Annotated in this window: 20 protein-coding genes; 12 read left to right on the top strand and 8 right to left on the bottom strand. The window is 72.4% G+C overall.

All coding sequences use genetic code 11. The features are described from left to right. Positions 1-112 precede the first annotated feature (112 nt). Entirely contained in the window at positions 113-910 is a 798-nt protein-coding gene (locus OG524_RS32125; RefSeq protein WP_405812161.1) for an IclR family transcriptional regulator, read from the top strand. A gap of 59 nt (positions 911-969) precedes the next feature. Here the strand turns inward: OG524_RS32125 and OG524_RS32120 are convergent, their stop codons facing one another. Both OG524_RS32120 and OG524_RS32115 read right to left on the bottom strand, forming a co-directional pair. Continuing rightward, positions 970-1,476, bottom strand: coding sequence for a MarR family winged helix-turn-helix transcriptional regulator (locus tag OG524_RS32120; RefSeq protein WP_405387025.1), 507 nt, complete (start codon positions 1,474-1,476; stop codon positions 970-972). After that, positions 1,473-3,176: an FUSC family protein gene (locus OG524_RS32115; RefSeq protein WP_405387027.1), complete on the bottom strand. Its 1,704-nt coding sequence runs from the start codon at positions 3,174-3,176 to the stop codon at positions 1,473-1,475. Before OG524_RS32115 ends, OG524_RS32120 begins: the two co-directional genes overlap by 4 nt. Positions 3,177-3,327: 151 nt before the next feature. Here OG524_RS32115 and OG524_RS32110 point away from each other — a divergent pair, with 151 nt between their 5' ends. Further along, on the top strand, positions 3,328-4,080 hold the full coding sequence (locus OG524_RS32110) for a VOC family protein (RefSeq protein WP_405812160.1): 753 nt from the start codon (positions 3,328-3,330) through the stop codon (positions 4,078-4,080). 29 nt (positions 4,081-4,109) lie between these two features. On the opposite strand, the gene OG524_RS32105 is transcribed toward OG524_RS32110, so the two are convergent. Next, positions 4,110-5,111 (bottom strand): phospholipid scramblase-related protein, encoded by a 1,002-nt coding sequence (locus OG524_RS32105; RefSeq protein WP_405812159.1) that lies wholly within the window; start codon positions 5,109-5,111, stop codon positions 4,110-4,112. Between the two features lie 61 nt (positions 5,112-5,172). Here OG524_RS32105 and OG524_RS32100 point away from each other — a divergent pair, with 61 nt between their 5' ends. The 10 genes from OG524_RS32100 (at position 5,173) to OG524_RS32055 (ending at position 17,448) form a co-directional block, all read left to right on the top strand. Beyond that, positions 5,173-5,643, top strand: a complete 471-nt coding sequence (locus OG524_RS32100; protein WP_405387034.1) for a hypothetical protein — start codon at positions 5,173-5,175, stop codon at positions 5,641-5,643. 123 nt (positions 5,644-5,766) lie between these two features. Then, the gene (locus OG524_RS32095; RefSeq protein WP_405387036.1) at positions 5,767-6,417 is read left to right on the top strand and encodes a DUF3105 domain-containing protein; all 651 of its coding nucleotides are present in this window, start codon (positions 5,767-5,769) and stop codon (positions 6,415-6,417) included. Beyond that, positions 6,417-7,061 carry a DUF305 domain-containing protein gene (locus tag OG524_RS32090; RefSeq protein ID WP_405387038.1) on the top strand — a complete coding sequence of 215 codons (645 nt, stop codon included), beginning with the start codon at positions 6,417-6,419 and terminating at the stop codon, positions 7,059-7,061. The genes OG524_RS32095 and OG524_RS32090 overlap by 1 nt, the downstream gene beginning before the upstream one ends. 191 nt (positions 7,062-7,252) lie before the next feature. After that, on the top strand, positions 7,253-8,551 hold the full coding sequence (locus OG524_RS32085) for a phytase (protein WP_405812527.1): 1,299 nt from the start codon (positions 7,253-7,255) through the stop codon (positions 8,549-8,551). 96 nt (positions 8,552-8,647) lie between these two features. Further along, a complete protein-coding gene (locus tag OG524_RS32080) occupies positions 8,648-9,907 on the top strand; it encodes an ROK family protein (protein ID WP_405387042.1) in 1,260 nt (419 codons plus the stop codon). 282 nt (positions 9,908-10,189) lie between these two features. After that, a complete protein-coding gene (gene xylB / locus OG524_RS32075) occupies positions 10,190-11,671 on the top strand; it encodes a xylulokinase (protein ID WP_405387044.1) in 1,482 nt (493 codons plus the stop codon). 71 nt (positions 11,672-11,742) lie between these two features. Continuing rightward, a complete protein-coding gene (locus OG524_RS32070) occupies positions 11,743-13,023 on the top strand; it encodes a VWA domain-containing protein (RefSeq protein ID WP_405812158.1) in 1,281 nt (426 codons plus the stop codon). Continuing rightward, positions 13,023-13,877, top strand: coding sequence for a hypothetical protein (locus OG524_RS32065; RefSeq protein WP_405387047.1), 855 nt, complete (start codon positions 13,023-13,025; stop codon positions 13,875-13,877). Before OG524_RS32070 ends, OG524_RS32065 begins: the two co-directional genes overlap by 1 nt. 189 nt (positions 13,878-14,066) lie before the next feature. After that, a complete protein-coding gene (locus tag OG524_RS32060; RefSeq protein WP_405387049.1) occupies positions 14,067-15,449 on the top strand; it encodes a cytochrome P450 in 1,383 nt (460 codons plus the stop codon). A 64-nt stretch (positions 15,450-15,513) separates the two neighbouring features. Next, entirely contained in the window at positions 15,514-17,448 is a 1,935-nt protein-coding gene (locus OG524_RS32055) for an ABC transporter ATP-binding protein (RefSeq protein WP_405387051.1), read from the top strand. Positions 17,449-17,842: 394 nt separating this feature from the next. Here the strand turns inward: OG524_RS32055 and OG524_RS32050 are convergent, their stop codons facing one another. The 5 genes from OG524_RS32050 to OG524_RS32030 form a co-directional block, all read right to left on the bottom strand. Beyond that, a complete protein-coding gene (locus OG524_RS32050; RefSeq protein WP_405387053.1) occupies positions 17,843-18,640 on the bottom strand; it encodes a hypothetical protein in 798 nt (265 codons plus the stop codon). Between the two features lie 46 nt (positions 18,641-18,686). Next, on the bottom strand, positions 18,687-20,018 hold the full coding sequence (locus OG524_RS32045) for an FtsX-like permease family protein (protein WP_405812157.1): 1,332 nt from the start codon (positions 20,016-20,018) through the stop codon (positions 18,687-18,689). After that, a complete protein-coding gene (locus OG524_RS32040; protein WP_405812156.1) occupies positions 20,008-20,748 on the bottom strand; it encodes an ABC transporter ATP-binding protein in 741 nt (246 codons plus the stop codon). The genes OG524_RS32045 and OG524_RS32040 overlap by 11 nt, the downstream gene beginning before the upstream one ends. Continuing rightward, on the bottom strand, positions 20,745-21,314 hold the full coding sequence (locus OG524_RS32035) for a PadR family transcriptional regulator (RefSeq protein WP_405387058.1): 570 nt from the start codon (positions 21,312-21,314) through the stop codon (positions 20,745-20,747). Before OG524_RS32035 ends, OG524_RS32040 begins: the two co-directional genes overlap by 4 nt. Positions 21,315-21,494: 180 nt before the next feature. Continuing rightward, on the bottom strand, positions 21,495-22,478 hold the full coding sequence (locus tag OG524_RS32030) for an ABC transporter substrate-binding protein (RefSeq protein WP_405812155.1): 984 nt from the start codon (positions 22,476-22,478) through the stop codon (positions 21,495-21,497).

Raw genomic sequence — 22,478 nt, 5'->3', positions numbered from 1 at the left:
GCTAGAAATGCACGAACGTTGAGGCGAAGAACCCGCACGCGTGCGAATTCCAGTGCACCGCACAACGGGACAAGGGCACATGTGATCGAATCGGATCGAAAGGAGCAGATTCATGATCGACGGACGGGTGTACGGGGAGTCCGCGGCGGAAATGCCGGCCCGGGCCTACACCATCGAGTCCCTGGACACCGGTCTCCGGCTGATGCAGTTGTTCCTCACCGAGGACACACTCACCGTGAGCGAGGCCGCCCGGCGGCTGGCCATCGGCCGGTCCACCGCGCACCGGGTCCTGAGCACCCTGGAGGGTCGCGGCTTCGCGGCGCGTGACCCCTCGGGCCGTGGTTACGAGGCGGGGCCCGAGCTGTTGCTGCTCGGCCGTCCGGCGGGCTTCGGCGCGGAACTGCGTGTACGGCTCGGGGCGGTTCTGGACGACGCCGTACGGCGGACCGGGGAGACCGTGCAGAGCGCCGCACTGATCGGCGGTCAGGTCGTCCTCACCGACGGCCGCGGGTCGGCGCACCCGGTGCGGGTGATGCCGGACACCGGCCGGTCCCTGCCCGCCCACGCGACCGCGGCCGGAAAGATCCTCCTCGCCCGGCTGACGGCCGATCAGGTCTGCGCCCTCTATCCGCAGGAGCGGCTGACCGCGGTCACCCCCCGCACCCTCGTCTCCCGGGCGGGGCTGCTGGCCGAGCTCGCGGAGGTCCGTGAGCTCGGCCGGGCCTTCAGCAGGGGCGAGTGCGTACCGGGGCTGCACGCCGTGGCGGTGACCCTGGTGGGGGCGAGCCGGCGCGACCGGCTGGCCCTGAGCGCGGCCTCCCCGGCCGACCGCGGCGACGACGCGGCCCTGGCCGAACGGGCGGAGCAACTACGCCGGTCGGCCGCCCTGTTGTCCGCCGGCCCGCCCTGAGGGCGGCGGCCTCCCCGAGGACGCCGGCCCGCCCAGGCGTGCTCCCCGGGCCGGTTCCCTCAGCGGCGGGCCCCGCCGAGGCGGCCCTCCAGGTGCACGAGGAGTTCGCTGAGCTGCCCGCTGAGCCTGTCGCGGGTCCGCTCGTCGAGGCCGGACAGCACGGAGCGTTCGTAGGCGAGCTGTTCGGGCAGCAGGCGGTCCACCAGTGCGCGGCCCTCGTCGGTCAGCCCGACATACGCGACCCTGCGGTCCCGGACGTCGCTGCGGCGGCCGATCAGACCGTTCTCCTGCAGGGCGCGGAGCCGTTTCGTGACGGCGGCGCCCGACGAGAAGGTCTCGCGGGCCAGCTCACCGGGGGTGAGTTCGCGGTCGTTGCGCCGCATCGCGCCGAGCAGGTCGAATTCGGCGCGGGTCAGTCCGGCGGCGCGCAGCGGGGCGTCCTCCGCCTGCTGGAGAAGGGCCGCGCAGCGGTTGATGCGGCCGATGAGTTCCATCGGTCCGGTGTCCAGCTCCGGGTTGACGGCATGCCACTGCCGTACCACCGAGGCCACGATGTCGTCGGTCACACCGCTCCGTTCGCAGGGGGCAGGGTGATCGGTCCCTGCCGCTGTGCTGTCGCCGCGAGCGTACGGTGTCCTGCCTGTTCGGCCGCGAGCATCTCCTCCTCGGGCAGGGCGCGCTGCCACCATTCGCCCGCGGCGATGTCGCCGGCGTCACGCAGCTCGACAAGGGCCCAGGTCAGCCTTCTGCGGGCCGTTCCGAGGGTGAGGGCGTCGGCGGCCGGGTCGGCGAGGACCCGTTCGGCGCGGGCGCGGGCCTCCTCCGTGGCGGCGAGGGCCCGTTCGACACGGCCGCCCGCCCGGCGGTTGGGTACGGCGGCGGCGGCGAGCAGTCCGACGGCCGCACCGACGAGGGTGTCCAGGGCACGGTCGCTGATCAGCACTCCGGCCTGCTGGGCTCCGGCGAATTCCACGATCAGCAGGGCCATCGGGGTGACGGCGACGGAGCCGAGCCAGTAGTTCCGGGTGATCAGGGCCTCGGCGGCGAAGTTGAAGAACAGGACGCACAGGACGAGGGCCAGCGGGTCGAGCCGGGCGACCGGAATGACGGCTGCGAAGACCATCACACCGATGAGGTTGCCGAAGACGCGCTGGAGTGCCCGGCTCCAGGAGAGGGCGAGGTTGGGCTGGTAGACGGAGGCCGCGGTGACGATGGCCCAGTAGGGGTGGCCCACGCCGAGGGCCGAGGACACGTATCCGGCAAGGGCGCAGCCGACCAGGGTGCGCAGTGCGGTGGTCAGCACCGGGGAGCCGGGCGCGAGGGCGCGCAGGATCCGGTGCCGCGCCTCGCGGCGCCCGCGCCTGATCCGCTGCCCGGACCGTTCGGCGTCGATGCCGAAGAGCTGCTCGACGGTGCCGGGTGCGGGCGGCGGGCTGGGTACGGGGCCGCGGGCCCGGGTCTGTGCCGCCCACGCGGTCAGCTGCTCGGCGTCGGCGCCGCTGACGCGGCCGTCGGACGAGGCTGTGGCGAGGGCCCGTTCCGCGTGGACCACGAGACGTTCGAGTTCCTGGCGTACGGCGGTGGGCTTCCCGGCCGCGAGCAGCGACTGCCAGGCGGCCTGGACGGCGGCGGCCGCCGCGTGCCGGGTCCGCGGGCCGGGGTCGGCCACGACGGCGGCGGCGGCGTCGAGGGCGCGGGCGGTGGCCCGGCGCTCGGGCCCCTCCCTGCGCCCCAGGGCGGGGCCGACGGTGACCAGCCAGGAGAAGGCGCCCGCGGCCAGCGCCAACGCGAGGTGTCCGGGCACCTGGCCGAGCTCCTGCGGGGCGAAGAGCGCGGCCGAGGTGATGAAGGTGAAGATGACGTTGCCCGGCGGGCCGATGCGGGTGGCGTCGCAGAGTGTCCTCTGCACGGCCGCGAGGACCGCGCCCACGGCGATCAGGACGGCGGTCGAGTCGGTGGCGGACGCGGTGAGCAGGGCGACGGCGAGGCCCGCGACCATCCCGAGGACGACACCGACGACGGTGCGGGCGCGGCGGGCGTACGGCAGGTTGTGTCCGTAGAGCGCGCAGAGCGAACCCGCCATCGTGTACATCACGAGGTCGAGGCGGTCGATGGAGTACAGCAGCAGATTCGGCACCGCGGAGGCGACGACGACGCTCAGCGCGGGCTTGAACCAGATCTCCGCAGGGCTCTTCAGCCGCAGGGTGCCGGTCACCGGCAGCTTGTGGACGGATGGCTTCCGGGATCGCACGGCTGTATCACTCACCCAATTACGTTAGCAGGTATTACACCCGTAAAACATTTCCGGGAGCCTGCGGGGGCACGGCCGCTTCCGGTCGCCGACGTCCTCGCGCGGTCATAGCGTCTCCACAACAGCGTAGGAACGCGCCGTGCGGCGCGCCTCGGGAGGAAGCGGCATGAAGCTCACCGAACCGGTACCCGGCGGCCCCTGCTGGGTCGAGCTGAGCACGTCGGACGTGCCCGGCGCCAAGGCGTTCTACGCCGCGCTCTTCGGGTGGCGGCCCGAGACCGACCCGCGGCCCGAGGCGGGCGGCTACACGATGGAGCGCATCGGCGAGGACGCGGTCGCCGCCCTGAGCCCCGTCTACCGTCCGGAGCAGCAGCCCGCGTGGACGGTTTCCTTCGCCACGAAGGACGCGGACGCGGCGGTGGACGCGGTCACCTCGGCGGGCGGCACGCTGCTGATGGGGCCGATGGACGTGTTCGACCAGGGCAGGTTCGCGGTGGCCGCCGACCCCTCCGGTGCGGTGTTCTCGCTCTGGCAGGCCCGCGCCTTCGCGGGCGCGGGGCGCTTCAACGATCCGGGAAGCCTGGGCTGGGCCGAGCTCCGGACCCCCGACCCGGAGGGCGCGACGGCCTTCTACCGGGCCGTGTTCGGCTGGACGGTCGACGCGACGGAGCGGTACACCCACTGGGGCGTGGACGGTGCCGAGTTCGGCGGCTTGAAGGCGATGGGCGACGACGAGGAGCCGGATACGCCGCCCCGCTGGCTGCCGTACTTCGCGGTCGTCGACGTGGAGGCCACGGCAGCCACGGCGCTGGGGGCGGGCGGCGAGCCGATCGTGCCGCCGACGCGTATCCCGCGCGGACCTGCCGTCGCCGTGCTCGCCGATCCGCAGGGGGCAGCCTTCGGCGTCCACGCCCCGTAGGGCCCACCGCCCCACGGGGCAGGGGCCGCTCAGCCGAAGCCGCGGGCGTCCTGCTTGAGTGCGGTGTCGACGGTCAGCGCCGTCGCCACGACGAGACTCAGCAGCGGGTCGGGCAGCTGGTAGTGGATCTGCAGGACGTAGTTGTCCGCCGTGGTGAACATGGTCTTCGCGAGCCCTTCCCAGGTCTTGGTGATCCGGGCGATCTCGGCGTCGTTGTGGTCGACGATGGCGAAGTTCCAGGCGCGCCAGTTCTCCGCCTTGATGGAGCCGACCTGCCGGCCGTCGACCATGATGGCGAAGTTGATCTTGCCGATGGCGTTCTGCTGGACGATCTCACCGACGGGCTGCCCGTCCGGGCGCTGCACGACGACACGGGACTTGATGAACTTCGCGGGGCGGGTCAGGAGCAGCACCGGCTGCCCGTACGCGTCGCGGATCTCCAGCCGGTGCGTCAGGTACTGGTCGATGCTGGAGACGAACCTGAGGACCTTGCGCAGCGCGCTCTGGCCGACCTGGACGACCGAACCGACGGTGGCGCCCTGCTGGTCGAAGACGCGGTACTCGTTGGTGAGCTCGACCAGCTTGGCCTTCTGGTTCACGACCAGGACCTGCTGATTGAACAGCGACCCGGCACTGGGCACACCCTGCTGAGGGACACCCTGCTGCGGGACACCCTGCTGCGGGACACCCTGCTGCGGGACACCCTGCTGAGGGACACCCTGCTGAGGGACACCCTGCTGAGGGACACCCTGCTGAGGGACGCCCTGCTGCGGGAAGCCCTGCTGAGGTGCCATCTGCTGCTGGGGCACGGCGGCCTGCGGGGCCATCTGCTGCGGCGCGGTGGCCTGCGGCACCTGCTGCGGCACCTGCTGTTGCGGCACGGCGGCCTGCGCCGGGGCCTGCGCGGCGGCCTGCGCCTGGGCCGGATGCGTGTGCTCGGTCCACCGGGAACCGTCCCAGTAGCGCAGCAGCTGGGGTGCGCCATGAGGATCCGGATGCCAGCCCGCAGGTATGTTCGATTGCGTGGTCACCGAGGCACACTATCCTGCCAACCTGCGGCCCCACACTCATTGAATCTTCACGCACCGTACGATGGCGGCGATGACCAGGCGGACTGAGCGGACGGCGCGACGGGGCGGATTCACCCCGCTCGTCGTGCTGGGCTGGCTCCTGGCACTGGTGGCCGTGTTCTTCTGCTGCGCCCCCTCCGCCACGGCCGGGCCCAGGACCGAGGCGCCTGCCGCGTCCGCCGTCCGGGCCCTCGCCCCGGTGCCGTCCGCCGCCGTGTCCGCCGTCCGGGCCCTCGCCCCGGTGCCGTCCGCCGCCGTGTCGGTCGTCAGGGCCGAGGCCCCGGACGAGCGCGGTCCGGGCAGTTCCTGCCACGGGGCGACGAGCCATTCGACGCCCGTCGTGCTCCCGGGCTCCACCGCCCCTGTCGCGCTCCCCTGTGCCTCGGTCGTCATTCCGGCGGATCCGCTCACCGGAGCCGCCGCCATCCGGGGTCCCTCCCACGACGGTGTGGGTTCCGTCGATCGTCTCCGTCTGCAGGTCCAACGGGTCTAGAGGCCTCCGGGTCCGCCCCTCCCCCCGCCGTGACCGGCGCCGGGGGCGGCCTCCCCCATGCCCCTTTCCCCCCGCATCGCGCGTGTCCCGCGCCTGCGTTCCGCTGAACCCGAGGACCCTGACATGGCTTCCGCCAAGAACCAGAACAGCCCTGCCACCGCGCGCCGCGCCAAGCTCGAGGAGGCCCGCCGCAAGGAACGGGCCATCGAGCGCCGGAGCCGCATCATCACCATCACCGCCGCCGTCGTCGTGGTCGCCGGGCTGGTCGCCGGGGGCGGCTATCTGATGTCCGCCGCCGACGAGCAGGACAAGGCCGAGGAGCAGGCCAGGACCTCCCCCGTCACCGGCGAGCGGTCCTGGGACAAGCTGGAGCAGAACCATGTCCGGACACCGGTCGACTACCCGATGACCCCGCCCGTCGGCGGGGACCACAACCCGGTCTGGATGAACTGCGACGCGGACGTCTACACCAAGGCGATACCGAACGAGAACGCGGTGCATTCCCTGGAGCACGGCGCCGTCTGGGTCACGTACAACGACCAGGCGAAGGACGCCGACGTCGAGGCGTTCGCCGAGCGGGTCGGCAGGACGCCCTACTCCCTGATGAGCCCGGTGGCCGACCAGAAGGACCCGCTGATGCTGAGCGCGTGGGGCAAGCAGCTCACGGTGAAGAGCGCCACCGACGCGCGTGTCGCCCAGTTCTTCACCAAGTACGTCCAGGGCGCGCAGACCCCCGAGCCGGGTGCCGCCTGCAGCGGCGGGGTCGCCCAGTGATGTCGGCCGCGCGCGCCCCCCGTTCGCTGCTGGTGGCCGGCGCCGTGGTGTTCCTGGTCGCGGTGGGACTGGTGCTGGTGATGGTCGTACGGCCGTCCTCGGCCTTCCCGTCCGCGTCGGGTTCCGGGGTGTCCGCCCCTGCCGAGGCATCGGCCGACGTGGGCTTCGCCCGGGACATGTCGATCCACCATCAGCAGGCGGTGGAGATGTCGTTCGTCGTCCGGGACCGCACGGACGACGAGGACGTCCGGCGGCTCGCGTACGACATCATCAACACCCAGGCCAACCAGCGCGGCATGATGCTCGGCTGGCTGGAGACGTGGGACAGGCCGAAGAGTTCGGACCGGCCGCCCATGGACTGGATGGGGCACACGGTCACACCGACCGACGGTTCCCTGATGCCGGGCATGGCCACCGACAAGCAGCTGGACCGACTGCGGGCGGCCGAGGGCCGGGCCGCCGAGGTGCTCTTCCTCCGGCTGATGACCGTCCACCATCGCGCGGGCGCCGACATGGCGCGGGCCGCGGCCGGTGCGGCGGGCACGGACGAGGTCAGGAACCTGGCGGCGGGCATGGTCCGTGGCCAGGAGTCCGAGATCGCCCTCATGGCGGACATGCTGAAGGCCCGGGGCGAGCGGCCCTGAACCCGGCCGGGCCCCGGTCCGGTCCCGGTGGCACGCGTCGCCGCCGGGACCGGACCGTCGCACGAGGGGCCCGAATTCATCTTCCGCCCGTTTCCCCCACACCGATCCGACACCTGAACACCGCGCCGTCACCGGACACTTCCTGGCAAGTCATGAACATGCACTTCTCACGACAGGAAGCATCCGTGCGTATGCCCCGCTCCCCGCGCCTGACGGCCACCGCCCTGATGGGCGCGGCCCTCATCACGCTCGTCCCGCTGTCGTCCGCCCAGGCGAGGTCACTGCCGGCCCTCGGTGCCACGGCCGAGACGAAGGCGCTGTACGACGACGCGGCGGGCGGCAACGCCAATGCCGACGACCCGGCGATCTGGCGCAACGGCGCCGACCCGGACCGCAGCCTGGTCGTCGCGACGGCGAAGGAGGGCGGGCTCCGGGTCTACGGCCTTGACGCCGCGCTCGTTCAGTCGATTCCCGCACCGTCGGCCGCCACCGAGGACGACGCGCCGGGCCGTTTCAACAACGTGGATCTCGTCACCGGGCTGCGTACGCCGACGGGCCGCGCCGACGTGGCCGTGGTGAGCGACCGGGGCAACGACCGCCTCCGCATCTACCGCATCGACCCGTCGCGCCCCGGGCAGCCGCTGAAGGACGTCACGGACCCGGCCGCCGCCCCGGTCTTCTCGGCGGACCAGGCCGAGATCAACGACCAGAGGACCGCGTACGGGCTGGCCGCCTGGCAGGACCGCGGCACCGGACGCTCGTACGCCCTCGTCAGCCGGCGCAACACCACCGATCTCGCCCTGCTGGAACTGCTTCCTACGGCCTCGGGCACGGTCGGCTACAAGAAGATCCGCACGCTCTCCCTGCCGTCCTCGTTCCGGCTGCCGAACAGCACGTCGTGGACCCCGTGCGGTGAGCCGGGCGAACTGCCACAGGTCGAGGGCATGGTCGTCGACCCGGCGAACGGCACGCTCTACGCGGGCCAGGAGGACGTCGGCATCTGGCGCGTCCCGGCGAACCTCGACGGCCGCCCGGTCCTGGTGGACAAGGTCCGCGAGTACGGCGTCCCGGGAACGTACGACCCGGAGACCGAGGAGTGCGCGCCCGGCACCGACCCCGGTTTCGGCGGCAAGCGGCTGGCGGCCGACGTCGAGGGGCTGACGCTCTTCCGCGAGTCCGACGGCGACGGCTACCTGATGGCGTCCAGCCAGGGTGACAACACCTTCGCCCTGTACGACCGTGAGATCTCCGAGGACAACGAGTACGAGGGCGGCTTCCGGATCACCGCTGTGTCGGACGACCTCGACGGCAGCGAGGAGTGCGACGGCGCCGCCGTGCTGAACGAGCCCCTCGGCAGCCGCTACCCGAACGGCCTGCTGGTCGTCCAGGACGGGCACGAGACGTCGGCATCGGGCGACGAGGAGGGCCGGGAGGCGACCGGCTTCAAGTTCGTCGACCTGGGTGCGGTGACGGACGCGGCGGACATGTGACCCTCCGCCCGGCCCCGTACCGGGGCTGATCGGTGGGGTGGAGCCCGCGCACCGCGGGCTCCTCCCCACCACGCATCACATAGGCTCGACGATGATATGAAGAGCTACCTCACGCCCCTGGGGTCCAAGGCGGACAAGGACACCGTGCGACGCCACAACCTGAGTCTCGTGCTGCGCGCGGTACGGGACGAGGGCGAGGCCGGCGAGGCGACCAGGGCCGGTGTGTCGGCCCGGGTCGGGCTCACCCGGGCCGCGGTGTCCTCGCTGGTCGAACAGCTTCTCGACAGCGGTTTCCTCACCGAGTCGGGCAAGACCTTCAGCGGGCAGGCCGGGCGCCCCGGTACGGCCCTGAAGGTGGCACGCACCGGCCCCGCGGGGCTCGGCGTGGAGGTCAACATCGACTACGTCTCGGTGTGCGTCGTGGATCTCGCCGGCACCGGCCGGGTCCGGCAGACCGAGCATCTGGACAATCGCGGCGCCCCGCCCGACGAGGTGCTGGCCAGGGCGGCCCGGATCGCCGCACGCACCCTGGACTCGGCACGGGAGCAGGAGCTGTACCCGGTCGGAGCCACGCTCGCGCTGCCGGGACTCGTCTCGGGCGGTTCGGTGCGCCAGGCCCCGAACCTGGGCTGGAACCAGGTCCCGGCCGAATCCCTGTTCGCCGAGTCACTGGCCGGGCTGCGCCCCGGCACGGCCCCGCTGCCGGTGCGTTCGGAGAACGAGGCGAATCTGGCGGCACTGGCGGAGCTGTGGTTCGGCGGGCTCGACCCGGTCCGCACCTTCCTGTATCTGACGGGTGAGATCGGGGTCGGCGGCGCCCTGGTCCTGGACGGCCAACTGCTGCGCGGCGCACACGGTTTCGCCGGGGAGATCGGCCATGTGGTGGTCGACCCGACGGGTCCGGAGTGCCGCTGCGGCTCCCGCGGCTGCCTGGAGCAGTACGCGGGTCAGTCCGCACTGCTGCGGGCGGCCGGGGTCGAGGAGTCCGGCGGCGGTGCGGCCGGGGTGCTGGAGCTGGAGCGGCGCGCCCAGGCGGGCGACGCGCGGGCCGTCGCCGCGGTGGGCGACGCCGGACGGATGCTGGGGCGGGTGCTGTCCGGCGCGGTCAATCTGTTCGACCCGGACGCGGTGGTGCTCGGCGGGATGTACCGGGGCCTGATGCCGTGGCTTTCGGCACCCGCCGACGAGGAGCTGACGGACCGGGTGGTGTCCGGCCTCTGGTCGCGGGGCAGCGGCCGGCTGCGGGCCTCGTCCGTCGCGGGTGACGCGGCGCGGGGCGCGGCGGCCCTGGTGGTGCAGGACGTACTGGCCGACCCGGTGGCGTACGCCCGGCCGACGGAACGTTTCGAGGGCTGAGGCCCCACGGCGGGGGCGGGTACCCGCTCCGCCCCGCACGCCCGCCCGCCCACGACCGGTGCCCCATCGGCCTGCGGATGCCGGGCCAGGGGCCCGCGGCGTATATTTGTTCACTCGCCTGACTAATCTGGTCCGGGGTGCTCATGGGCGCAAACCTCCCGCGCGACGAAACACGGGAGCCCTCTGTTCCGGACGCCCCCCATCACGTAATTTGTTTGTCGCACGATCAAAATCAGCCTGACCGAAACCGCACACCACCACCCGCACGAGAAGAGGTAGCCCATGCCGCCGCGTACCGTCGTCATCGGCGTGGACAGCTCCACCCAGTCCACCAAAGCGGCAGTCACCGACACCGGGACCGGTGAGCTGCTCGCCGTCGGCCGCGCCCCGCACGTGGTCACGGGCGAGGGCGGGGCGCGCGAGAGCGACCCCGAGGTGTGGTGGCGGGCGCTGTGCGACGCTGTCGCCGCCGGGCTCAAGGAATCCGGTCTCTCCGCGTCCTCCGTCGTCGGTATCGCCGTCGCCGGACAGCAGCACGGCCTCGTGACCCTGGACCGGTCCGGCCGGCCGCTCCGCCCGGCGCTGCTGTGGAACGACACCCGTTCCGCCCCGCAGTCAGCCGCGCTGATCGCCGCCCTGGGCGGGCCGGAGGCGTGGACCGCGCGGACAGGTTCGGTGCCGGTCGCGGCCATGACGGCGACGAAGTGGCAGTGGCTGCGGGAGAACGACCCGGCGAACGCCGAGGCGACCGCCGCCGTGCGGCTGCCCCACGACTTCCTGACCGAGCGGCTCGCGGGCACCGCGGCGACCGACCCGGGCGACGCCTCGGGCACCTGCTGGTATTCGACGGACACCGGCGGCTACGACGCCGAGCTCCTCGATCTGCTCGGCCTGGACGTCTCGATGCTGCCCCCGCTCGCCGCCACGGGCGCGACCCGCATCGGTTCCCTGACGGCCTCCGCGGCCGAGGCGCTCGGCCTGCCGGCCGGGATCGCCGTCGCGGCGGGCACCGGTGACAACATGAGCGCCGCCGTCGGCCTCGGACTGGGCGGTGCCGGGCTCCTGGACCACCCCGTCCTCAGCCTCGGCACCTCGGGCACGGTCTTCGCCGCGTCCCGGACCCGGCCGGACTCCACCGCGCTGTCCGGGTTCGCGGCAGCGGACGGTACGTACCTCCCGCTGGCCTGCACGCTCAACTGCACCCTGGCCGTCGACAAGGTCGCCACCCTGCTCGGCCTGCACCGCGACGACGCGGCTCCGGGCGGCGAGGCCGTCCTCCTCCCCTACCTGGACGGCGAGCGCACCCCGGACGTGCCCACCGCGTCCGGTCTCCTCACCGGGCTCCGGCACGACACCACTCCGCAGCAACTGCTGGGCGCCGCCTACGAGGGCGCGGCCTTCACCGTGCTGCGCGCGCTCGACGAGCTCCTGCGGGCGTGCGGCCTCGACCCGGCCGACCCCGAGGTCGCCGGCCGGCCGTTGCGGCTGATCGGCGGCGGCGCCCAGGGCCGCACCTGGGTGGAGACGGTGCGCCGCCTCTCCGGGCGGCCCCTGATCGTGCCGGGCAGCGGTGAACTGGTCGCGCTGGGCGCCGCGGCGCTCGCCGCGTCCGCGGCCGGCGGCGGCGACCCGGTGGCCGTGGCGACCCGCTGGAACGCGAAGGCCGAGGACGCCGAACTCCCGGCCGTGGAACGGGACACGGAGGCCTGGGACCGTATCGGTTCGGTACTGGACCGGGCGACCGGGCCGCTGCTGGGCGGTTGAGCCGAGGGTCCGGATCACCTTGCGCGCGACCGGTTTTGGGGATGCCTGCGGATCTTCAATAGGATCCGTCGATGATCATAAGAAAACGGCTGACGGCCGGGGTAGGCATCCTGCTCGCCGCCCTGGCCGCCGGGCTCGGCACCGCGCTCCCGGCCGCCGCCGACGAACCCTCCTCCTCCGCCGCCTCCCCCAAGGTCGAACTCGTCCTGGACGTCAGCGGTTCCATGCGCGCCCGCGACATCGACGGCCAGTCCCGGATATCCGCCGCCAAGCAGGCCTTCAACGACGTACTGGACGCGGTCCCCGACGAAGTGCAGCTCGGCATCCGGACGCTCGGCGCCGACTACCCGGGCGACGACCGCGCGACCGGCTGCAAGGACACCAAGCAGCTCTACCCGGTCGGCCCGCTCGACCGCACCGAGGCCAAGGCCGCGGTCGCCACGCTCGCTCCGACCGGCTGGACCCCGATCGGGCCCGCGCTGCTCGGCGCGGCCGACGATCTGGAGGGCGGGGACTCCACCCGCCGGATCGTCCTGATCACCGACGGCGAGGACACCTGCGGCCCGCTCGACCCGTGCGAGGTCGCACGTGACATCGCCGCCCGCGGGATCCACCTGGTCATCGACACGCTGGGCCTGGTGCCCGACGCCAAGATCCGGCAGCAGCTGACCTGCATCGCCGAGGCCACCGGTGGTACGTACACGGCCATCCAGCACACCGAGGAACTTTCGGGCAGGGTCAAGCAGTTGGTGGAGCGGGCCGCGGAGCCCGTCGTCACCCCGGTGGCCACCGAGGGCGCGGGCAGCTGTTCCGCGGCCCCCCAGCTGAAGGCGGGTCTCTACACCGACCGCCAGGAGTTCGGCAAGCACCGCTGGTACCGGGTGGATGTGCTGCCCGGTCAGGAGCTGCGCGCCTCGGTGAGTGTGGCGGCGGACCGCGCCGTGAACAACGACTACGGCGTGCTGCTGCGCGCGGTGACCGTGCACGGCCGTGAGATCGTCCGGGGTGCGGAGTCCGGCACCGGGCGCACCGATGCCGTCTCCTCGGGCCTGCGCTACCCGAAGGCCGAACAGGACGACGTGGACGGCGACGTCAAGCCCGCCGCCGAGACCGTCTGCCTCCAGCTCAGCAACTCCTTCTCGGCGCCCGCGTCCGTGAAGACCACCCCGGGCATGCCCGTCGAGCTGACCATCGACCTGGTGGGCGCGCCCGACGACGCCGCCGACGTGGCCGCGTTCGGCCTGGGCCGCGGCTGGTGGCTGCTGGGCGTCATGGTCCTGACCGGACTGGTCGCGGGCCTGGTGTTCGGCTGGATCTCGCGCTGGCGTGTCGCCGTATGGAGGACCAACTGATGCGTACCACCATCCGCAGCAACGTCGTGAGGCGCGGCCTCGTGGGCGCTCTCCTCGCCGGCGTCACCCTGTTGACCTCCGCGGGCGGAGCCGTCGCGGACGACCCCTCGGCGAGTGCGAGCCCGGCCGAGGGCGAGGCCGCGGGGCCGACGGAGGCGGGTACGACCTTCCGTACCGCCACGGCGGTCCAGCAGGAGCAGACCGCCACCGCGGACGCCTCCACGGGTGACTACCTGTACTGGGTGTTCCCCGCCGACGCCGGCCAACGCCCCACCGTCCGGGCGAAGGTCACCCTGCCCCAGGACGCGGCCCGGAAGGGTACGTCGACCTGGCAGGTCGACGTGTACGACGGACTGCGCCGCCGCCAGGCCTGCATGTACGGCCACCAGACCAGGAAGGCGGCGCCGGACGCGACCGCCGTCGAGCTGTCCTGTGTGCTGCGCCCGGTGCGTGCCTGGTCCGAGGCGTGGGCGAACGACCCGCTGCCCGGCAGCTACTACGTACGCCTGACGGTCGTCGACGCGGCCGAGGAGGACCTGGGCCTGCCGGTCCACGCCGAGACCGAGGTGACCTCCGTCGACGCGGGCGGGGCCCACGACGTGGACGGCGCGCTCGCCGAACCGCTGGTGCCCGGCGCGTCCTCGGTCGAACAGGCCGCCGACGGTGACGACGGTGCGGACAGGCCCCGGGTCTCGCTCGGCAGCGAGCCGGAGGACGGCTGGGCCTCCGGCTGGTGGACCGACCGCTGGCTGTGGACGGTGGGCGGCGGCGTACTCGCGGCGCTGGCGGCCGTGTTCGGCTACGGCCTGACCCGTGGCGGCGGACGGCCGTCCCGGGTTCCGCCGGGCGTCTGACGGCACGGGACGCCGTCCTGAAGGACTGTGCGAGGGCCGTCGGCCGGGGTGTCATGCCCCGGCCGGCGGCCCTTCGTATGGGGCGGCCCCGATGACCGGGGGCGGTATCGCGCCACCGCCTTCGAACACCCGTACCGGCATGAGAGATTGTCAACTCACCGTATGAACAAGGCAGATGACGGGAGCCCTATGTCCACGGAAACCGGTGCGGCTGTCGGAACCGAGCCGCGCGGCCAGTTGCCCGTGCCGGGCCCCAGGGGGCTTCCCCTCCTCGGGAGCCTGCCGCGGTTCGGGAAGGACCCGCTCGGCTTCTTCGAGCGGCTGCGCGGCTACGGGACCATGGTGAGCTGGCGGTTCGGCCGCAACGACTGTGTGTTCGTCTCCGATCCCGAGTACATCGGCGAACTCCTCACCGAGACGGAACGCACCTTCGACCAGCCCCTGCTGGGCATCGCGTTCCGTACGGTGATGGGCAACGGCGTGGTCGTCGCACGGGGTTCCGACTGGCGGCGCAAGCGCTCGCTGGTGCAGCCGTCCGTACGGCCCAAGCAGGTGAAGTCGTACGCGTCGACGATGACGGCGAGCACCGTGGAGCTCGCGGACACCTGGGCGGGCGGCGAACGCGTCGACATCAAGCGGGAGATGGCGGCACTGACACAGAAGATCGCGGTCCGCACGATCTTCGGTGTGGACACCCCGGCCGACGCCGAGTCGATGGGCCGGGCCATGGACATCGCCCAGCAGGAGATCGGCAAGGAGTTCAGCGGCCTGGGCGCCGTCCTGCCCGACTGGGTTCCGACGCCCGGCCGGGCCCGGATCAAGAAGGCCGCCGCGGTGATCGACGCCGAGGTGGGCCGGGTGGTGGCCCGTCACCGCGAGGGGGACGGGGAGCGTCCGGACCTGCTGAGCCGGCTGCTCACCGCGGTGGACGAGACCGGGGCGCACCTCACCGACCAGGAGATCCGCGACGAGACGGTCACCCTCTACATCGGCGGTCACGAGACGACCAGCTCCACCCTGGTGTGGGCCTGGTACCTGCTGTCCAGGAACCCCGGGGCGCGGGCCGCCCTCACCGAGGAGCTGGACCGGGTGCTCGGCGACCGGGAGCCCGGCATCGACGACTACGCGCAACTGACGTACGCCCAGGCCGTGGTGAAGGAGACCCTGCGGCTGTACCCGACGATCTGGCTGGTGACCGGGGTCGCCAAGGAAGGGGCCCGGATCGGCGGCGTGCCGATGCCGGTGGGCACCCGGGTGTGGAGCAGCCAGTGGGCCACGCACCGGGACGAGCGGTGGTTCCCGCGGCCGGAGGAGTTCCGTCCGGAGCGCTGGGACCCCGAGCATGGCGACGAGATCCCGGAGTACGCCTGGTTCCCGTTCGGCGGCGGGCCCCGGGTGTGCCTCGGCACGCGCTTCGCGATGGTCGAGTCGGTCCTGATCCTGGCCGTGCTGGCGCGCCGCTTCGAGTTGGAGGTGGACCCGGGCATCATCAACCCCGTACCGACGCTGACACTGCAGCCGGACCGGGAGGTCATGGCGACGGTGCGGGCGCGCGCCACACCCCGGGGTTGACCTCAAGCTCCCTTGAGGTCCTAGCGTGCCATGCGTACGGACCCGACTCCGGAGAGGCACTCGCATGGACATGGAAGTCACCGCGTGGACATCGCTCCACAGTGCGATGAACGCGCAAGCGGACCGCAGGCCCTTCACCCGTGTCACGCTGCGCCGCATCGCGGCGTTCGCCCGGCCGCACCGGGGGCGGATCGGCCGCTTCCTGCTGCTGAGTGTGGTCACCGCGCTGCTCGCGGTGGCCACACCGGTGCTCGCCGGCCGCGTCGTGAACGCGATCGTGCGGGGCGACGGGAGCGGCACGGTCACCCGGCTCGCCCTGCTCATCGCCCTCATCGCCGTCTGCGAGGCGGGGCTCGGACTGCTGACCCGGTGGCTGTCGGCCACGCTCGGCGAGGGGCTGATCCTCGATCTGCGTACCGCCGTCTTCGACCATGTGCAGCGGATGCCGGTCGCCTTCTTCACCCGGACCCGCACCGGGGCGCTGGTCAGCCGGCTCAACAACGATGTGATCGGGGCCCAGCGGGCGTTCAGCAACACGCTCTCGGGGGTCGTCTCCAATCTCGTCACCCTGCTGCTGACCCTGGCCGTGATGCTCACCATCTCCTGGCAGATCACCCTGCTCGCCCTGGTCCTCCTGCCGGTGTTCGTCGTACCGGCCCGCCGGATGGGCTCCCGCATGGCGGCGCTCCAGCGGGAGGCCGCGGGTCACAACGCGACCATGGGCACCCAGATGACGGAGCGTTTCTCCGCACCGGGGGCGACGCTCGTCAAGCTCTTCGGGCGTCCCTCCGAGGAGTCCGCCGCGTTCGCCGCCCGCGCGGGCCGGGTCCGTGACATCGGCATCCGGACGGCGATGCTGCAGTCCACCTTCATCACGGCACTCACCCTGGTGTCCGCGCTGGCCCTCGCCCTGGTGTACGGCCTGGGCGGCTACTACGCGCTGAACGGCAGCCTGGAGCCCGGTGCCGTGGTCGCCCTCGCCCTGCTCCTCACCCGGCTGTACGCCCCGCTGACGGCGCTGGCCGGTGCCCGGGTCGAGGTGATGAGCGCGATGGTCAGCTTCGAGCGGGTCTTCGAGATCCTCGACCTGAAGCCACTGATCGCGGAGAAGCCGGACGCCCGCCGGGTGCCTGACGGGCCGGTGTCCGTCGAGTTCGACGGGGTGTCCTTCGGCTACCCGGCCGCCGACAAGGTCTCCCTCGCCTCGCTGGAGGAGGTCGCGACGCTCGACACCCGGGGCGGCACGCAGGTCCTGCACGACGTGTCCTTCACCGCCGCACCGGGCCGGATGGTCGCGCTCGTCGGCTCGTCCGGTGCCGGAAAGTCGACGATCGCGCAGCTGCTGCCGCGGCTGTACGACACCGACGAGGGTGCCGTACGGCTGAACGGCGTCGACGTACGTGATCTGACCACGGACTCGATCCGGGAGACCCTCGGCATGGTCACCCAGGACGGGCATCTCTTCCACGAGTCGGTGCGCGCCAACCTGTTGCTCGCCCGGCCCGGCGCGACCGAGGACGACATCTGGGACGCGCTGCGCCGCTCCCGCCTGGACGGGCTCGTGGCATCGCTGCCCGCGGGTCTGGACACGGTCGTCGGCGAGCGCGGCTACCGGCTCTCCGGTGGGGAGCGGCAGCGGCTGACGATCGCCCGGCTGCTGCTGGCCCGTCAGCGGGTCGTGATCCTGGACGAGGCGACCGCGCATCTGGACTCCACCTCGGAGGCGGCCGTCCAGGAGGCCCTGGCCGAGGCGCTGGAGGGCCGTACGGCCGTGGTGATCGCACACCGGCTCTCGACGGTGCGGGCCGCCGATCTGATCCTGGTCGTCGAGGGGGGCCGGGTCGTCGAACGGGGCACCCACGAGGAGCTGCTGGCCGTCGGGGGGCGGTACGAGGAGCTGTACCGCACCCAGTTCGAGCGGCCGGGCACGGAGACCGGGACGGAGACCTGTGCGGAGACCGGGACGGAGGCGGAGGCGGCCCGGACCGTGACCGGCTGACCGCCGCGCACCCGCGCTCCCCGCGCCCGCGTGCCCGCCTCCGGTTCCCCGGCGGCGGGCACGGGTACGCCCGGTGGTCCGGCCGGGCACCGGGTCAGGTACTCCAGAGCACGGTGCCCCCGTCCACGACGACCACCTTTCCGTCCCCCTGAGGACCAGCTTCGCGCCCGGGTGTCCGAAGCTGCCCGCGCCCCGGACGGGCCGGTCGTCGGCGTTGTGGATCACGAGGTTGCCGTCCGCCTGGAAGGTGGCCGAGTGCCGTTCCCCGAAGTTTGCGCACCGCGCGAACAGCCCCGACCGGTCGGATTCCATAGGAGGTTGACGGCATTCGGAAATGCGCATCATCAGAAGGTGAACGGAGGGCCCGTCAGAAGTGAACAGCCCCGTCCCGGGCTCATTGCTTGAGGCCGGACATGAGATCACGCATGTCGCTGATCATGGCCGAGTGGTGAGGGGACAGGTCGGGGATGCCCGGCTCCTCGTCGTTCCCGTCCTCACCGGGCATCTCGCCGTTGTCGTCGCTCCAGTACTGCGGGGACGCCGAGAGGCTCAGCAAGAGGACCGCACCGCCGTCGAGTACCCACAGGTCGGCGTAACCGTCTTCGGAGGTCCGGAGATAGGCCGCACCGCCGAGGTCCGGAACGGTCTCCGTCCTCGCCTCACGGTCGGTCCAGGGCCCGGCCGTCTCCAGCCGCGCCTCGAACTCGGTGCCGGGGTCGGTCTTCTTGTGCAGTTCCACGGTGATCTCGACGGTGTACTCGACGGACCAGCCGCTCTCCGACTGTTCCTTCTCGGACCGGGGCCGGAGCGGGATGAAGCAGGTGACCTGGTCGAGGGCCGCATGGCGCGACAGCTCCGACTCGGACGCCCCCGTGGCCTCCCTCGGCGCGATGTCCGTACCGAGCGCCTCCAGCCGGAGCGAGGAGCAGGGGTCGCGGTCCAGCCGGTACCCGCGCATGTCCGGCGCCCGGTCGCCCACCCCGTAGGAGAGGAGCGCCGCCGCCCAGAGGGCCGACGCCATGACCGCCCCGCCGAGTGCCCACAGCCACGGCCGCCTCCCCCGCCGGCCGACCGGCTCCCGATCCGAGTCGCCCATCACCTCAGGGGTTTCGACCGCACCGAACTCCCCCACCATCTCCGGCTCGGAAATCAACCCGTCCCCCTCGGCCGCGCCTTCTGCTGTCCTCGCCATGATGGCAGCACCGGCCCCCAGGAGTTCGGCCGCAGGACGGAACGCCCTAGCTGAACCGCAGCTCCGCCGGGTGCGTCACGCGCCGCAGGAGCGGCAGCGAGGTCGCCGCGGCCAGCAGGCAGGCCGCGTAGACGGCGACGGGCACGAGGAGGGGGAGCAGCGGAACGGCCCCGCCGACGATGACGGCGTAGTACACGTACACCGCTGTCCCTCCGAGTCCCGCGAGCAGGAGCGCCGGTGCCAGCGGGAGCGCGGTCTCCAGGAGTGCGGCCCTGGCCAGGACGGTGTGCGGCACCCCGGCCGCGGCCTGGACGGCGAGGCCCCTGCGGCGGGTGGCCAGCGACTCGGCGGTGCCCACGGCGAGTCCGCAGAGGCTGATCGCCAGGGCGACCAGGACGGCGGCTCCGGCGAGGTCGATGCCGGTGGTGTAGAACGCCAGGTCCTCCACCCCGTTGCCGCTGTCGGACAGGGCCGCGAGCAGGATCGCGCGCACGCCCACGAAGCCCACCCCGACGACGGTGACCAGCAGCAGCGCTGCGTGGGTGCGCGCGGCGGCCCAGGGGTCGTGCGCGAGGCGGCCCGCGGCGATGAGCACCGCGGGGTTCTGCGCACGGAGGGAGAGCCGCCGGCCCAGGAACGCCGCCGACGCCCCGGCCGCCCAGATCGCGCCCGCCCCGGTGAGGAACACCAGAGCCAGGACCAGCGCCGGGAACGCCGCGGAGCGGATGCTGACGGGGAAGAGACCGAACAGCCCTGCTGCGGAGACCAGCACGCCTGCGAGCAGGAAGCCGAACACCGCCCGGCGCCCCCGGTCCGGGCCCGTGCGGCGCACCTGGTCGAGCGGCGACGCGACCACGCGGCGCAGGGCGAAGACGCTGACCAGGGCCGCGGCCACCGGAACGGCCAGAACGACCACCACGAAGCCCGCCCAGGCCGCGGGATGCGGCGCGTGCCCCGCGCCGGCGAGGAGTACGACGAAGACGGCGAAGGCAGCCACCGAGCCGGGCAGGGAGGGGAACGCGGACTCCACCGCGGCGATCCTCCGCACCTGCGCGGGAGATGCCCCGGTGAGCCTCATCGCGGCCATCCGCCGGTGGCGGTGCACGGCGCCGATGCGGGCGCACTGGCCGAGGAATCCCAGCACGGGGACCAGCAGGAGCACGAGCGCGAGCACCACACCGGCGCGCTCGCCGGGCTGGTTGAGCAGGCCGTGTGCGTACGGGATCGACACCTGGCCCTGGACTGCGGCGATCACTACCGCCCCGAGCGCGAAGCCCGTCGCGGCCACGGCGCCCAGCGCGGTGAGCAGGATCCTCCACCACTCGCGGCGCTCCGAGCCGCGCGCGAGAATCCAGGCGATGCGGATGTCAGCCCCCATGGCGAACCGCCTCCCGGCCGGTGACGGCGCCGGATCCGGAGTGGACGACCCCGTCCCGCAGCCACACCTCTCGGTCCGCGTACGCCGCGGTCTGCGCGTCATGGGTGATCAGCAGGACCGCGGTGCCCGATTCCCGGGCGGCGTGCACCAGGGCGGTCATCACCTGTTCCCCGGCGAGCGAATCGAGGGCGCCGGTGGGCTCGTCGGCGAAGACGGCCTTCGGTTCGGTGACCAGGGCCCGTGCCAGTGCGACCCGTTGGCTCTGGCCGCCGCTCATCTCACCGGGGCGCAGGTCCGCCTGGCCGCGGATACCGAAGCGCTCCAGCCACTCGCCGGCCTTCTCGTTCGCCGGGCCACGGCGGATCCCCGAGAGCAGCAGGGGCAGCGCCACGTTGTCGAGCGCGGTGAGCTCGGGGATCAGCTGTCCGAACTGGAACACCACCCCGAAGTCACCGCGCCGCAGCTCGCTGAGCCGCTCCTCGGACGATCGGTCGAGCTGCTCGCTCCCGTAGGTGACGACGCCCTCGTCGGGCCGGACGATCCCGGCCAGGCAGTGCAGCAGGGTGGACTTGCCGCTGCCGCTCGTGCCGGTGACGGCGAGGATCTCGCCCGCGTGGAGGTCGAGGGAAGCACCGCGCAGTGCCTCCGCCCTTCCGTAGGACTTCTTCAGGCCGCGCGCGGTGATCAGCGCGGTCTCTCCTGGAAGGAGCTGTTCGTCCCGTGAGCTCATGCTGCGTTGACCTCCGCGGTCAGGGTGTCGATGCGGGCGGCGGTGGTGGTCATCCACCGCACGTCGGCGTCCAGATGGGCAAGGGCGTAGTCGGCCGAGAGCACCGTGCTGAGATCGGCGCCCGGCGTGGTCTTGAGTGCGGTGAGGTCGCGCATCCGCTCCATGTGGGCGGCTCGTTGGGCCAGCAGGTGCGTTGCGGCGTCCGGTGTCCGGCCGTCCCGGTCGGGCGGTGTGCCTGCTGCGGCGACGAGGATCGAGACCACGACCTTCGCGAAGATCTCGTTCGTCACGAAGGGTGCCGGTGGGGTGATCTCGTCGGCCCACCGGGCCAGTTCGTGTGATCCCTCGTCTGTCGATCGGTAGAGGGTGCGCTCGGGGCCACCGTCGGAATCGGTGCCTTCGACGGCGGCCAGGCCGTCACGCACGAGGCGTTGCAGAGTCGTGTAGACCTGCCCGTAGGCCAGCGGGCGGGCCTGGGGGAAGCGTGCGTCGTACTGTCGCTTCAGGTCGTAGCCGTGGCAGGGACCGGTAGCGAGCAGGCCCAAGAGGACATGGCGGGTGCTCATGGCGTGACTATATACTCGGTACATGTACTGAGTGAATAGTTGACGGACTCGATCGGCCCGGCGGGCTGATGGACGTGAGCGGACGGACCGTGGCGACGGGTCACGCGAAAGGGCCTCAGCCGTGCGCGACGTGTGCCGCGGCGGCTGAGGCCCCATCCGGAAGGGGGCACTCGGCTCAGGTCACCGGACCAGCCACTTCTTCCACACCTCGGGGTTCTTTTCGATCCAGCGCTCGGCTGCCTCGCCGGGCGCCAGCCGCTCGGAGGCGATCATCTCGGAGACCTCGTTCTGGTCCTTCTCCGACCAGTTGAACTTCTTCAGGAAGGCCGCGGCCTCGCCGCCCCGCTGGGAGAAGTCCGCGTTGAGGTACTTCTGCAGCGGCGTCTGCGGGTACGCGCAGTCGATGTCGGCCGGGTCCTTGGCACCGCACGCATCGGTGTACTCCGGGAGTTCCACCTCGACCATCGGCACCTCGTTGAACAGCCACTGCGGCTGGTACCAGTAGCTGAGGAAGGGCTTCTCCTCCTTGGCGAACTGCTGGATCTGGGTGATCTGCGCGGCCTCGGAACCGGCGAAGACGACCTTGTAGTCCAGGCCGAGGTTCTTCACCAGCGCCTTGTCGTTGGTGACGTAGGACGGCGAACCGTCCATCAGCTGGCCCTTGTCGCCGCTCTCGGGGGTGCGCAGCTCGTCGGCGTACCTGTCGAGGTTCTTCCACTCGGTGACGTCGGGGTGCTCGTCCGCCCAGTACTTCGGGACGTACCAGCCGATGTGGCCCGTGACGCCGAGGTCGCCGCCGGCGACGATGGTCTTCTTGTCCTCGACGTACAGCTTCTCCTGGTCCGGATGGCCCCAGTCCTCCAGGATGGCGTCCACCCGGCCCTGGCTGAGGGCGTCCCAGGCGGGGACCTCGTCGGTCTGTACGAGGTCGACGCGGTAGCCCAGTTCGTCCTCCAGGAGTTTCTGGGCGACGGCCACGTTGGCCTGGGCGCCGACCCAGGACTGCACGGAGAGCGTGACGGTCCTGATGTCGGCGGGGGCCGCGAACGGGGACGCCTGCTTGGTCATGTCCGCGGCGCCGCAGCCGGTGACGGCCAGCAGGGCGGCGGCCGAGGCCGCGGTCGCGGAGGTGCGCAGGCGTGCGCGGGTCCGGGTGCGAGCCAT

This window comes from Streptomyces sp. NBC_01520 (genome assembly GCF_045040375.1).
Taxonomy (GTDB): Bacteria; Actinomycetota; Actinomycetes; order Streptomycetales; family Streptomycetaceae; genus Streptomyces.
The sequence above is the reverse complement of the archived record's forward strand: the minus strand, read 5'-3'. Positions and strand labels throughout refer to the sequence as shown.